Raw genomic sequence first — 13,602 nt, 5'->3', positions numbered from 1 at the left:
CGCGAATAAACCGGAAGTCGGCGTGTTACCTTTGCACAAGAGACCTGCAAAGGACATGACCATGAATCGCCGCCACCTGCTGCTTTGTGCCCTCGCCACACTAACCCCACGCGCTGGCTGGGCCGCCCCCACCCCCTATCGCCTTGGTCCCGGCGGCGCGACGATCACCTACACATTCACGCTGAACGGTGCACCGGTCAAAGGAACGGTCCCCGTCAGCCAAGCTGATCTGACCGTCGACCCCAGCAATCTGGGCAAGTCAACCGCTCTTGTCAGCGCCGACGTGCGACGCGCCCGCACCGGGTTGATCTTCGCGACCGAAGCCCTGAAATCCCCCTCCGTTCTTGACGCCAATACCCATCCCACCGCCCGCTTTCGATCCACCCGCGTCACACTGGGACCGGGCGGACGTCTCTCAAACGGCGCCGCGCTCGAAGGCGACCTGACGTTGCGTGGTGTCACGCGCCCGGTCCGCTTCGATGCAGGCCTGTTCCGCGCCCGTGACAGTACTGCGGAGGACTTCAGTGCTCTTACAGTCATGCTCAGAGGCCGTGTCGACCGGCGCGACTTTGGCGCGACAGGCTACGCCGATCTTGTCGAAAACAGCGTGGGCATCGACATCCTCGCTGAAATCGCAGTGGCTGGCTAAAAAACGACGCGGGCCGGTCGAATACCCGCTAGGCATGTGACCCGACTCGCGCCACAAGGAGCAGGCAATGCGTATGCTGATCTCCTTCGCGGCCCTGTTTCTGTCGGTCATTCTACTGCAACTCAGCTCGGGCGCCTTGGGTCCACTTGATGCGCTCTCGGGTCTGGCACTCGACTTCACACGACAAGAGATCGGTCTGCTGGGGTCGGCCCACTTCCTGGGATTCTTCATAGGGTGCTGGTGGGCGCCGCGCCTGATGGGCAGCGTGGGACACAGCCGCGCTTTTGCTGCCTTTACCGCCGCCGGGGCCATAGGGTTGATCGCCCACATGATGATCGTGGATCCGGTGGCGTGGGCGGTCATGCGGGTCGCATCCGGCATGTGTGTTGCGGGTTGTTACACCGTGATCGAAGCATGGCTGCAATCCAAGGTCACCAACACCACGCGCGGCCGGACAATGGCAGTATACCGGGTGATGGATATGGGCGCGTCACTGGCCGCACAGCTGGTGATCGGCATTCTCGAACCGGCAAGCTACGTCAGCTACAATCTGCTTGCCATCGTATGCTGCGCAGCGCTCCTTCCACTGACCCTGACCAAGGTGAAACAACCTGAGACACCCAGCGCCCCGCGCCTGCGCCCCATGCTGGCAATCGAGCGCTCGCCACTTGCTGCCGCCGGGGTCGTGGTGGCCGCACTGTCGAGCGCATCCTTCCGCATGGTCGGCCCCATCTACGGTCAAGAGGTTGGACTGACCGCACAGCAAATCGCATGGTTCATGGCGGCGTTTGTCTTTGGGGGAGCCCTTGCGCAGTACCCCGTGGGATGGCTCGCTGACAAATACGACCGCCGCTGGGTACTGATCTGGTTGTCGGCAACAGCGGTGGGCAGCTGCGCCATCACAGCTCTGGCCACCGGCCTAGATACGACGGGCATCATGCTGACGGCTGGGTTCTTTGGCCTGACAACCTTTCCTATTTACTCGGTTGCAGCAGCGCACGCCCACGACTTTGCCGACGCATCGGAACGGGTTGAGCTGTCAGCCGCACTGATGTTCTACTTCGCACTTGGGGCCATTGCCGCCCCTCTCACGGCCTCGGCCCTGATCGACGCCTTCGGCCCGCCTGCGCTTTTTGCGATGATCGCGGTGGGGCACGGTGTTCTGATCGTATTCGGGCTCGCCCGGATGCGCGCCCGCGCCGCACCGACCGAGCGCACACGCTATATCTACGCGCCGCGCACATCCTTCCTGATCGGTCGTTTGACAGGGCGCAGTCGCGACAACAAGTAACAGGCCTTTTCCACCGGGCATCGCGCTGCTACATGGGCCGCAATCATGCAAAGGCCCATCATGCAGCGTCATCTGATCACGTCCGCGATTCCCTACATCAACGGAATCAAGCACCTCGGCAACCTCGTGGGCAGCCAGTTGCCCGCAGACCTATATGCCCGCTACCAGCGCGCGCGTGGAAACGAGGTTCTGTTCTTGTGCGCGACCGACGAGCACGGCACCCCGGCAGAGCTGGCCGCAGCCAAGGCCGGAAAACCGGTGGCCGAATACTGCGCTGAAATGCACACAATCCAGGCCGAGATCGCCAAAGGATTTCGCTTGTCCTTTGACCATTTCGGGCGGTCGTCCTCGGCTCAGAACCATGCGTTGACCCAACATTTTGCCGGGCGGCTGGCCGACGCTGGACTGATCCGTGAGGTTACCGAAAAGCAGGTCTATTCCAACGCCGATGGCCGTTTTCTTCCCGACCGGTACATCGAGGGGACGTGCCCCAATTGCGGCTATGACAAGGCGCGCGGCGACCAGTGCGAGAATTGCACGAAACAACTGGACCCAACCGACCTGATCGATCCGCGCAGCGCCATATCCGGCTCCACCGACCTGGAAGTGCGCGAGACCAAACATCTCTACCTGCGCCAATCGGCGCTCAAGGATGATCTGGACGCTTGGATCGACAGCAAAACCGATTGGCCCGTTCTGACAACCTCAATCGCCAAAAAATGGTTGCATGATGGTGATGGCCTGCAAGATCGAGGGATCACACGGGACCTGGACTGGGGCATTCCCGTGCGTCGCGGCGATGCAGATTGGCCCGGGATGGAAGGCAAGGTGTTCTATGTCTGGTTCGATGCCCCCATCGAGTACATAGCCTGCGCCGGCGAATGGGCGGATGCGAAGGGGGGGGCGGACTGGGAGCGCTGGTGGCGGACCGACAAAGGCGCAGAGAATGTTCGCTATACCCAGTTCATGGGCAAGGACAACGTGCCGTTCCACACGCTCAGCTTCCCTGCCACCATCCTTGGTTCGGGCGAGCCGTGGAAGATGGTCGATCACCTCAAGTCGTTCAACTACCTGAACTATGATGGCGGTCAATTCTCAACCAGCCAGGGGCGTGGTGTGTTCATGGATCAAGCGTTGGAGATCTTGCCGGCCGACTACTGGCGCTGGTGGTTGTTGTCGAACTGCCCGGAAACATCAGATTCCGAATTCACATGGGAACTGTTCCAACAAGGCGTGAACAAGGACCTCGCGGACGTACTTGGCAATTTCGTGAGCCGCGTCACAAAGTTTTGCCGCTCAAAGTTCGGAGAAGTCGTACCCGAAGGTGGGGCTTATGGCGCCCGGGAAGATACGTTGATCACAGAACTGGATACCCGTATCGCGCGCTATGCCCAGATGATGGAGGCCATGGAGGTGCGCAAGTCGGCACAAGAGCTGCGCGCCATCTGGGTGGCAGGGAACGAATACCTGCAGGCAGCCGCTCCTTGGACCACCATCAAGGAAGACCCCGAGACAGCCGCCATGCAGATCAGGCTTGGTCTGAACCTGATTGCTCTTTATGCCACGCTGTCCGCGCCCTTCATTCCAGATGCGGCTTCGCAGATGCAAGCCGCCTTGAAGTTTGAAGACACGCAATGGCCGGGCCGTGCGTCAGATGCTCTTGACAGCTTGCCGCATGGGCACTGTTTCAGCGTTCCCGAAAACCTGTTTGCCAAGATAAGCGACGACGACAGGCAAGCCTGGCAAGACCGCTTTTCTGGGGTCCGTTCGTAAAGACGACTCGCGCGGCCGACGTGCAAAGGACGCGTGGTTGAACCCTTGTGTCCTGTAGTTGTGCTGGATGGAAATTCATCGGACACATGCTCTAAAACGGGCCAAAGCTTGGATAAGAGTGCGGCGCATGTTGCGGTGGAAATTACTCTCTCCGGCGGGCCGGAACCACCGTCTTTGACCACACTCCATCACGTGGCTCGATACAGACCACGGCGGGCAAAAAGAATTTAGAACTCTTCCCATCCCGTTGACTCGGCCACATCATCGGTCGGCAATTCAACCGCTAGGGCACCATTCACGACCAATGCCTGTGCCACGGTTGGCTGTGCAGCGGCGCTTGTTGCACTTTGAACATTTTCAAGACGGGCAATACCGATTTTGAATTGCGCAACGGCATCTGCAAGTGCGTCCGCCTCACCGGTCAGTGCGTGACTTGCCGCCGTCGTTTCCTCAAACATCGCTGCATTCTGCTGGGTGACATGATCAAGCTCATTCACAGCGGCGTTGATCTCGTTCAATCCAGCCGATTGTTGACGCGCAGAGGCTGCAATTTCGGCCATGCGTTCAGAGATATCCGCAACAGATGACACAATTGTCGACAAGGCCGTCCCCGTCCGGTCCACCAGTTCGACACCATGCTGCACCTGTTCACCACTCGTGGAGATCAACATGTTGATTTCACGCGCCGCGTCAGAGGATCGTTGTGCAAGAGCACGCACCTCGGTCGCCACCACAGCAAAACCGCGACCGGCCTCACCGGCACGAGCCGCTTCCACTCCCGCGTTCAGCGCCAACAGGTTAGTCTGGAAAGCGATGTCGTCGATCACGGAGGTGATCTTGGAAATCTCATGCGACGATGCCTTGATCCCGCCCATAGCAATCACGGCCTGGCGCGCAATGTCGCCACCCTGCTCCGCATTGCGCTGCGCATCTTCGGAAGTTTTGCTTGCTGCATCTGCTCCTTCAGCAGCCGAGCGCACGGAAGATGTCAGTTCGTCCAATGCCGCAGCCGTCTCTTCGAGGGTGGCAGCCTGCCTTTCCGTACGGCGCGACAAGTCATCAGCCGCGCTGGTGATCTCTGTCGTCTCACTGCGAATTGAATCCACGTTCTGCATCACAGTTGTCATGGCATGGCGCAAGCTGAGCAATGCGCCATTAAAATCCAACCGCAGCTTCTCGTAATCCTCGGGAAACGGCTCGGTCAGCTCAAGTGTCAGATCCCCCTCCGACAAGCATTTCAAACCTTGCCCCAAGGCCGCGACAACAGTGGCCTGCTCGTGCGCGATTTGCGCTTGATGATCTCTTGCATCCCGGACCTCCAACTCGGCTTCAGTCACATCCGTGCCGATCAAGATGCAGCGTTCGATTATTGCCTCCTCGGAGCGCACACATACGAAACCGCCATCTATGACCAGCCGTCGTCCATCTGCTCGGGTCAGATCAATCTTGCCATGCACGCTCTCTCCTTCTGTCATAGCAAGAAGAACATTGTCTGGAATCTTCGGATCAGGTTGATCTGCAGCAACCAAACTGGCCAATGTTACGTCACACAGGTCGGCAGGATCGACGTCAAGGCGTTTGGCAGCCACGCCATTAACACCAGAGCAGCGACCGCCGCCGTCGAACTCGATACGCATCTGCGTGCTGTCTATTCCTCCCAACAATGCGGCATCGCGTTGCGCAATCGTCTGATCCGACCATTCAACAACAGCACCAATCATTCTGCCCATATGATCTGTGGCCTGGCTCAGATTGATACGCACATGCCGCTCACCAATACGCAAAACGGTGCTGTTGTCATCGGGGCGACCGATGTTGCTCAAGTCACTCAGCAGGCCTGCAAGGCCATCCATCTCGCCAAGCCCAGCCCCCATCCATGTGTCGTGCCGCACACCCGGCCACAGCGCCTCCAGATCCGGCAACAGGCTGTTCAGAAGAGTGGTGCAGGCAGGATTGACGAAAATGATCTTATTGTTCTCATCCACCATCATCATCGGCGCAGTTGATCCCTCGAACGCTGCACCCTTGAATGCGCTTTCACGCTGGCCTTTATCGGCCTTGGCCAATGTCGATCTGAATCCATCAAGCCGCCGCGCCATATTGCCGATTTCATCACCACGCTTGGTGCCCGGTACATCGGTCTTGTATTCTTTCCGAGCAATCGCCGACATTGCCTCGGCCAACCCATTCAACGGGCGCGATGCATCATACCAAGTGTATGTGATTATAAGGGCCATCGCGAGAACGAAGACAGCGGTTGCGACGGCGACCGCCATCATCTGATTACGCGCAAGAAGTGTCACTATCTGAGCGTCATCCCAAGCTGAGACCACCGCCCCTGCTACGGCGTCTTCGGGCCCGAATTTGACCGGATATGCGACCACAAGCCCATCTGCAGATATGGACACTTCGCCGGTCTCAATCGCACTGATGGCAAGTTGCATCGCATCCGGCGCGAGGACTTCCATCCCCGGACTTCCGAACATTAGTGCTCCAGCGGAGTCCACAACCAATGCCCCCTGCACCTCAGGTTCAGCAGCCGCGATGACACTCTCAGTGATTTGAGCAACGGCGAAATCGTTTCCGAACTTGATTGAACCGCCCATCTGCATGGCCAAGAGTTCGGTCACATTCTGCGCGCGGGAGGAAAGTTCAGAATGCAAAAGCTTGCGCTGCGCCGAATAGTCAAATGACACCATCGCCGCAAGAACAGAGAGCGTCACCAAGGCCGTCATGAACACCGCCTTCGCCATCAAAGTATTCAAGCGAGGCAGAACAGGCAGGCTACGACCAGTGATTTGCATGACATGATCCTTAGCATTGCGCGCGGCAAAGCCTACTGCCGCGACGTGGACTGAACCATGTCCTTAAGTCACGGCGCTTACCTCGGCCTTAATGCTGGCAGGCAACTCCATCCCTAAATTGTGGAAAATTTGAACGAGCCCGAAGCAGAAATGGCGCTGTACCATGTTTCGTTCTGGTCCTTTGCACGTCCAAGCACGCTCAGGGTGCACTTCTCCGATGCAAAGCTTGGGCAGAAGACAAGGAGAAACGGTTGTCACTTATTGGTGCGGACGGCGGGACTCGAACCCGCACGATCATACGATCGAGAGATTTTCTTACCTGCTACGGCTTTCGCCGCCGACGCAATCGCGCCGTTTGTGGTCTGGACTATCCCTTCACCATCACCGATTGCTCGGCCTTAGGTGCTGCCCGTCTAGTCTCTACACCTTCCGACAGGGACGACCCCTTGATCGGCTTGGCTCGGGATTGGCATGGGCCGTGCTTGGCCGTTAGCTTTCCCCGAATTTGAGCAGTTCTACTCCCGAGGTTTCCCCCGAGGCACTCAAAACATGGTCTAAGTCTCTTGTGTCTACCGATTCCACCACGTCCGCATCTGTTCGGGACGTTGCCATAGATTTATGGCGTTGACCACGGTGGTTTCGCTCAAGATTGCCATGCTGTTCATCTGACGTCACACCCTGTCGCAAAAGCAGCCTTCTCATTGAAGTCGCAAGTTTTATTCGCGCTGCGACAGTGCAGGATGCACATACTAAGACTTAAGAAGCCAGTGCGCGCGGTGCTCACCTTTCAGGCTGCGATCACAATTCCTGACCTTCAGGGCCCAGGGGTGCACCGTCCGCCAGCAAATGGCGCTCGGACAGCCACGGATTGTTCTCCAACGCCTGCTCAAGCTGATCGCGCGCCTCGTCCCGACGGCCGAGGTTCATAAGTGCCAGTGCGCGGCCCGACTGCGCGCCTACGTGGTTCGCGGACAACTCAAGCGCACTGTCAAGATCGGTCAGCGCGGCGCCGAAGTCCTCCCGCAGAAAGCTGATAAAGGCACGCTGGTTATAGCCTTCGGCATAGTCCGGGCAATAGCGCACCAAAGTGTCAAAACTGTCATACGCGCCCGCAAAGTCGAAGCTGCCACGCTGGCGCATCCCAAGGTCCAACACGTCCTGCGCCGCAGCATCCGGTGCACGTAACCACAGCTGCCACATCCTGTCTGACACGGCTTGCCCGCTGCGTTCGTCGGGCGCAGCGTTGGCCTCGTTAATCAGAACCTCCAACTCGACCGAGATATCGGGCGCTGGCGGGCAGGTCTCGGCCCATGCAGGGGTGGAAAACAAAAGGACGGCGATCACATATCTCATCAACGCAAGGATGATGCACAGAGCTGAACGGTCAAGCCAAATAATCAGTCAAGCCCGGGCAACATAACCTCCTTGACGGCTTCCATTGCTACATAGGTCGACGTAGAGGCAACATGCGGCAGGCTCGAAATCACGTCCCCCAGAAACTGGCGGTACTGCGCCATGCTCCGGGTGCGGACTTTCAAAAGATAGTCGAAATGGCTTGCAATCATATGCGCTTGCTCAATCTCGGGGATCTGCTGAACGGCGGTATTGAAAGCGCGCAGCGCAGCCTCGTGGGTATCACTCAAACGCACTTCGACGAAGGCAACGTGATCCAATCCCAGTGAAATCGGATCAAGGAGTGCGCGATACCCCATGATGATCCCAGCCTTCTCCAGTCGTCGCAGTCTTGCCTGTGTAGGAGACTTCGACAGACCAATCCGGGTCGCAAGATCCGTGATGCTGATGCGACCATCTTCGGCAAGGGCTGTCAGAATCGATTGGTCAAGCTTGTCCAACGCCTTCGGTCCCTTGGTTTGTATGCTTGTGCCAAAACTATTCATTTGTTCTGTCATTTTTGCCAACTTCAATCATTCTGACCGGCCAACCGGTGATATACTTATCTAAATGGAAAAGGAAAGCGCCATGGTACGTGAAATGAACCTTGAGCAATCCGCATCGCTTGATGAGGGTATGTATGCGGACCCCGATGCCGTTCTGGCCGACCTGATCCGGACGGCCAACTTGTCCACTGCAGACCGCAAATCGATCTGCGCGCGCGCCGCCGACTTGGTGACAGGCATCCGCACCCAGGCAGCACCCGGATTGATGGAAACATTTCTGGCCGAATACGGTCTGTCGACCGACGAAGGTGTCGCGCTCATGTGTCTGGCCGAGGCGCTCTTGCGCGTGCCGGACGCCGATACGATCGACGCGTTGATCGAGGACAAGATCGCGCCATCGAACTGGGGCAAGCACCTGGGTCATTCGACATCGTCACTGGTGAATGCGTCGACATGGGCACTGATGCTGACGGGCCGCGTGCTGGACGATGACCAACCGGGGCCCATCGGCCACCTGCGCGGGGCCATAAAGCGTCTGGGCGAACCGGTTATCCGCGCTGCCGTATCCCGCGCCATGAAAGAGATGGGCCGACAGTTTGTGCTGGGCGAAGACATTGACAGCGCGATGGACCGTGCCGCCGGAATGGAGGCCGAGGGTTTCACCTATTCCTACGACATGCTGGGCGAGGCGGCGCTGACAGACGCGGATGCACGGCGCTACCATCTCAGCTACTCGCGCGCCATCTCGGGCATCGCGCGGGCCTGCACCAGCGCGGACATCCGTGAGAACCCCGGCATCTCGGTCAAGCTCTCGGCTCTGCACCCGCGCTATGAGCGCGCGCAAGAGGCCGCCGTGATGCGTGACCTCGTACCGCGCCTGCGTTCTCTGGCCTTGCTGGCTGCATCGGCGGGAATGGGACTGAACGTGGACGCGGAAGAGGCGGACCGCCTGTCGCTTTCCCTTCAGGTCATTGATGCGGTCCTGCGAGAAAATGCACTGGCCGGATGGGACGGGTTCGGCATCGTGGTTCAGGCCTATGGTCCCCGCGCAGGCACGGCCATCGACGCGATCCATGACATGGCCACACGCCACGACCGCAAGCTGATGGTGCGGCTGGTCAAAGGCGCCTATTGGGATACCGAGATCAAGCGCGCGCAGGTCGAAGGTGTTGAAGGCTTTCCCGTGTTTACACGCAAGGCGGCGACGGATGTGTCCTACATCGCCAATGCCCGCAAACTGCTGGGTATGACGGACCGCATCTATCCGCAATTTGCCACGCACAACGCACATACGGTCGCTGCGATCCTGCATATGGCCGATGAACAACCCTTTGAATTCCAACGTCTGCACGGGATGGGCGAAGCACTGCACAGCATGGTGCTGCGCGACAACAGGACCCGGTGCCGGATCTATGCGCCTGTGGGGGCACATCGGGATCTGCTGGCTTACCTTGTGCGGCGGCTCTTGGAGAATGGTGCCAACTCCAGCTTCGTGAACCAGATTGTAGACGAGGATGTGCCGCCCGAAATTGTCGCAGCCGATCCGTTCGAAGCGCTGGCAGACAGCGCGATCACCATCCCCGACGGGCCTGCCCTGTTCGCGCCGGAACGTCGCAATTCCCAAGGGTTCGACCTGACGCACACACCGACCCTTGCAGGGGTCGAAAAGGCCCGTCAGGGCTTTGCCGGGCATCAATGGGATGCAAGGTCGCTCACCGTCAGCGTCTGCGATGGCGCGCCAAGGCAGATTCTTAACCCCGCGGACCCACAGGACGTGGTGGGCAACGCGATATGGGCCAAACCAAACATGGTGCATCAGGCTTTTGCTGACGCGGAACAGTGGTCCGCACCACCCGAAGTCCGGGCCCGCATCCTGACCGCCGCCGCCGATCTTTACGAAGCGCATTTTGGCGAACTGTTCGCGCTTCTCGCCCGCGAGGCGGGCAAGACACTGCAAGACGCCGTCGCCGAGCTGCGCGAAGCGGTGGATTTCCTGCGCTACTACGCAACGCAAGCAGACGGCTTGTCGCCAGCAGGTACGTTTGTCTGTATTTCCCCGTGGAACTTCCCATTGGCCATCTTTACCGGCCAGATCGCGGCAGCCCTGAGCGCTGGCAACGCCGTTCTCGCCAAATCGGCAGAGCAGACATCACTGATCGCATATCGCGCCATCGACCTGTTGCACGAGGCCGGGGTTCCACGCGCCAGCCTGCAGTTGCTGCTTGGGGCTGGCGACGTCGGTGCGGCGCTCACAGGGCACCCGGATGTCAACGGCGTTGCCTTCACAGGCTCGACCGAGACCGCATTGCGCATACGGGCAAACCTTGCCGACCATGCAGCACCCGGCACACCTCTGATCGCCGAAACCGGGGGGCTGAACGCGATGATTGTCGACAGCACCGCCCTCCCCGAACAAGCCGTACGCAGCATCGTTGAAAGTGCATTCCAATCTGCGGGTCAGCGCTGCTCCGCCCTGCGATGCCTCTATGTGCAAGAGGACATCGCCCCGCATCTGACCGAGATGCTGATCGGCGCGATGGACGCTTTGCGGATTGGCGCGCCGTGGCACCTGGCCACCGATGTGGGCCCGGTCATAGATGCAGAAGCGCAGGCAGGCATCGACACCCATGTCGCGACAGCGCGAACCGAGGGGCGCCTGCTGCACCAGCTCAAAACCTCGACCGAGGGGCATTTCGTGGCACCGGCCCTCATCCGCGTCGAGGGGATCGACGACATCGAGCGCGAAATCTTCGGACCCGTTCTGCACATCGCGACCTACAAGGCCCAAGCGCTGGACGCAGTCATCGATGCGATCAACAAGACAGGCTATGGCCTGACCTTTGGACTACACACGCGCATTGACGACCGAGTGCAGCATGTCACGGACCGCATCGGGGCGGGCAACATCTATGTCAATCGCAACCAGATCGGGGCCATCGTGGGCAGTCAGCCATTCGGTGGGCATGGTTTGTCTGGGACCGGACCCAAGGCAGGCGGACCGGATTACCTGCTACGATTCCGGGCAAAGACACGCGCGACATCATCCGGGTCGTGGGCCAAACCCGCCGCATTGCCAGCACTACCCCAAACCTCCCAAACGCTACAGGACAGCACAGCACTTCCCGGCCCCACAGGCGAATCCAACGTGCACAGCCGCCACCCGCGACCCGCATTGCTTTGTGCCGGTCCCGGACCAGAGGCGGCGGCAGCGCAGATGGCCGTTGTGACGGCGCTGGGCGGCACCGCTGTGATGGCGACAGGCGATATTGATCCACAACGGCTGACCGATGGCCCCGCCTATGGTGGTGTGATCTGGTGGGGTGAGGTTGACGCAGTGAGCGCCAAATTGGAAAAGGCACTTGCCAAACGCAATGGGCCGATCATCCCCTTGATTACGGGTCAACCGGACAGAGCGCATGTCTTCGTCGAACGGCACGTGTGCGTGGACACCACTGCCTCAGGCGGGAACGCGGCACTGCTTGGCGCGGCCAGTTGACAACAACGCAGCAGGAACAAAAAACGGACCGGAAACCGTCAGGGTTTCCGGCGTCAGCGCATCCTTCACGCGGACATACGATCCGTTCGAATGGCATTCTGCCAAAGGATTAGAACGGGCACTGAGAGTTCGAGGAACATGGCGCCCGTCATGATCGCATCCGGTTGACCAACGGTGAGCCAAGACAACAGACGCCCCAAACCACCAACAAAAATGGTCAATGCAATCATACGAAACAGAGTTGTCGCTCGGTCGATGCGCGGGATCGCATACCAGATCATGATGGCCAAACCAAAATAGATACCAGACTGGAACCGGAATTGGCTATCGATCGCGGCGTTCACCACATCAGGTTCAAGAAACCGGGCCGCGCCTACCCACGTGTTCACGAGGCCATAGAGGCCCGGGATGAGGCTCAGTATCCCGACGACAATCTGCAACCCAAGTTTCATCTTCGGACATCCCTTTCGCTGCTGGCACGTAACATTGCGAAATTCGGATCACTTGCAAATCACGGATACGGTACCGTCAGTGCTTGACGCATGCTGCGCCAAGCACAACTGTGCCCCTATGTTTCCGATCCGCGATCACAATCCCTCTGGCCGAACACCCTATGTCACTTACGCCCTTATGGCGATCAACTTGGTGGTATTTCTGAGTTACGTCGGCCTGTTCGCAGATGAGCGCGCGCTGAACCGTTTCTTTTTCGACTATGCCGCGATCCCCGCGCGCATCTTGTCCGGAGACGGGTTTTCGACGCTACTCACCTCCATGTTCTTGCATGGCGGTTGGTTGCATCTGGCCGGCAACATGCTGTTTTTGTACATCTTTGGCGACAATGTGGAGGACGAGATGGGGCATATGCCCTTCCTTGGCTTCTACCTGACTACCGGGATCGCAGCGAGTGGGATCCACATCCTGTCTGCCCCGGGGTCGGTGGTGCCAGTTGTGGGTGCGTCGGGGGCCATTGCCGGTGTGATGGGCGGGTACTTGTTGCTTTTTCCCAAGGCGCGTGTCGACATTCTGCTGATCCTGATCATCATCTTTCGCATCTTCCCCATTCCCGCCTGGATCATGTTGCTCATATGGTTCGGCATGCAGTTTGTGGGCGGCGTCGGCAGTGATCCGAACGGTGGTGGCGTGGCGTATTGGGCGCATGCGGGCGGCTTTGTCGCGGGCATACTTCTGACCATTCCGGTCTGGCTCAGGCGCGGGGGGCCCGCATTCTGGCAGCGCACCGCAGGGCACCCGCCCCATCCCGAGGCCCGCTACGCCATGTCTCGCATCCCCAAGGTGCGGCGATGAGAGCGTCCTGCCATTGCGGTGCCGTTGTGCTTGAGGTCACGCTGAGCGACGGTTTGGCGAGTGCCGGGCGGTGCGATTGTTCCTTTTGCCGCCGCCGGGCCGCGCCCGCCGTCACCGCGCCCAAGGATGGCGTCAGGATCATAAGGGGCGCGGAGAACCTGACGACGTATCAGTGGGGTACGAAGACGGCCAAGCACCACTTCTGCAATGTCTGCGGCATATACATGTACCACAACCGCCGCTCGAACCCGGACGAGATCGGGGTGAACATGGGTGCGCTTGACGGGGTGAACCCGGCGGACCACGAACCGATCCCGTGGCATGATGGGGTGAATCACCCGTCGGATGCGGCTCCGGATAAGAAGCCGGAGAGCCGCTAGACTGAG

General features: G+C 59.4%; 10 protein-coding genes. 6 read left to right on the top strand and 4 right to left on the bottom strand.

Annotated elements, in window-relative coordinates:
• Positions 1-61 precede the first annotated feature (61 nt).
• From Q1A75_RS08325 to metG, 3 genes are all read left to right on the top strand, one after another.
• A complete protein-coding gene (locus Q1A75_RS08325) occupies positions 62-649 on the top strand; it encodes a YceI family protein (protein ID WP_299553307.1) in 588 nt (195 codons plus the stop codon).
• Positions 650-716: 67 nt separating this feature from the next.
• On the top strand, positions 717-1,940 hold the full coding sequence (locus Q1A75_RS08320) for an MFS transporter (protein ID WP_299553304.1): 1,224 nt from the start codon (positions 717-719) through the stop codon (positions 1,938-1,940).
• 60 nt (positions 1,941-2,000) lie between these two features.
• The gene (metG, locus tag Q1A75_RS08315) at positions 2,001-3,713 is read left to right on the top strand and encodes a methionine--tRNA ligase (RefSeq protein WP_299553494.1); all 1,713 of its coding nucleotides are present in this window, start codon (positions 2,001-2,003) and stop codon (positions 3,711-3,713) included.
• Positions 3,714-3,940: 227 nt separating this feature from the next.
• On the opposite strand, the gene Q1A75_RS08310 is transcribed toward metG, so the two are convergent.
• The 3 genes from Q1A75_RS08310 to Q1A75_RS08300 form a co-directional block, all read right to left on the bottom strand.
• Positions 3,941-6,517, bottom strand: coding sequence for a methyl-accepting chemotaxis protein (locus Q1A75_RS08310; protein WP_299553301.1), 2,577 nt, complete (start codon positions 6,515-6,517; stop codon positions 3,941-3,943).
• Between the two features lie 798 nt (positions 6,518-7,315).
• Positions 7,316-7,870: a tetratricopeptide repeat protein gene (locus Q1A75_RS08305; RefSeq protein WP_299553298.1), complete on the bottom strand. Its 555-nt coding sequence runs from the start codon at positions 7,868-7,870 to the stop codon at positions 7,316-7,318.
• A 44-nt stretch (positions 7,871-7,914) separates the two neighbouring features.
• Positions 7,915-8,370, bottom strand: coding sequence for an Lrp/AsnC ligand binding domain-containing protein (locus Q1A75_RS08300; RefSeq protein WP_299553295.1), 456 nt, complete (start codon positions 8,368-8,370; stop codon positions 7,915-7,917).
• Positions 8,371-8,497: 127 nt separating this feature from the next.
• Between Q1A75_RS08300 and putA the strand changes: the two genes are divergently transcribed.
• The gene (gene putA, locus Q1A75_RS08295) at positions 8,498-11,911 is read left to right on the top strand and encodes a bifunctional proline dehydrogenase/L-glutamate gamma-semialdehyde dehydrogenase PutA (protein WP_299553292.1); all 3,414 of its coding nucleotides are present in this window, start codon (positions 8,498-8,500) and stop codon (positions 11,909-11,911) included.
• A gap of 65 nt (positions 11,912-11,976) precedes the next feature.
• Here putA and Q1A75_RS08290 read toward each other — a convergent pair whose 3' ends face one another.
• Positions 11,977-12,363: a DUF4345 domain-containing protein gene (locus tag Q1A75_RS08290; RefSeq protein ID WP_299553289.1), complete on the bottom strand. Its 387-nt coding sequence runs from the start codon at positions 12,361-12,363 to the stop codon at positions 11,977-11,979.
• Between the two features lie 118 nt (positions 12,364-12,481).
• Here Q1A75_RS08290 and Q1A75_RS08285 point away from each other — a divergent pair, with 118 nt between their 5' ends.
• On the top strand, positions 12,482-13,216 hold the full coding sequence (locus tag Q1A75_RS08285; protein WP_299553286.1) for a rhomboid family intramembrane serine protease: 735 nt from the start codon (positions 12,482-12,484) through the stop codon (positions 13,214-13,216).
• Positions 13,213-13,596, top strand: a complete 384-nt coding sequence (locus tag Q1A75_RS08280) for a GFA family protein (protein ID WP_299210500.1) — start codon at positions 13,213-13,215, stop codon at positions 13,594-13,596. The genes Q1A75_RS08285 and Q1A75_RS08280 overlap by 4 nt, the downstream gene beginning before the upstream one ends.
• The last annotated feature ends 6 nt before the right edge of the window (positions 13,597-13,602 follow it).

The organism is uncultured Tateyamaria sp. (genome assembly GCF_947504105.1).
In the GTDB taxonomy this organism is placed as follows: domain Bacteria; phylum Pseudomonadota; class Alphaproteobacteria; order Rhodobacterales; family Rhodobacteraceae; genus Tateyamaria.
The sequence above is the reverse complement of the archived record's forward strand: the minus strand, read 5'-3'. Positions and strand labels throughout refer to the sequence as shown.

Excerpts from the sequence above, each read along its gene's own strand:
- Q1A75_RS08310 (WP_299553301.1), bottom strand. The coding sequence starts at position 6,517 with ATGCAAATCACTGGTCGTAGCCTGCCTGTTCTGCCTCGCTTGAATACT.
- Q1A75_RS08305 (WP_299553298.1), bottom strand. The coding sequence starts at position 7,870 with ATGAGATATGTGATCGCCGTCCTTTTGTTTTCCACCCCTGCATGGGCC.
- Q1A75_RS08320 (WP_299553304.1), top strand. The coding sequence starts at position 717 with ATGCGTATGCTGATCTCCTTCGCGGCCCTGTTTCTGTCGGTCATTCTA.
- Q1A75_RS08280 (WP_299210500.1), top strand. The coding sequence starts at position 13,213 with ATGAGAGCGTCCTGCCATTGCGGTGCCGTTGTGCTTGAGGTCACGCTG.
- putA (WP_299553292.1), top strand. The coding sequence starts at position 8,498 with ATGGTACGTGAAATGAACCTTGAGCAATCCGCATCGCTTGATGAGGGT.
- metG (WP_299553494.1), top strand. The coding sequence starts at position 2,001 with ATGCAGCGTCATCTGATCACGTCCGCGATTCCCTACATCAACGGAATC.
- Q1A75_RS08285 (WP_299553286.1), top strand. The coding sequence starts at position 12,482 with ATGTTTCCGATCCGCGATCACAATCCCTCTGGCCGAACACCCTATGTC.
- Q1A75_RS08290 (WP_299553289.1), bottom strand. The coding sequence starts at position 12,363 with ATGAAACTTGGGTTGCAGATTGTCGTCGGGATACTGAGCCTCATCCCG.
- Q1A75_RS08325 (WP_299553307.1), top strand. The coding sequence starts at position 62 with ATGAATCGCCGCCACCTGCTGCTTTGTGCCCTCGCCACACTAACCCCA.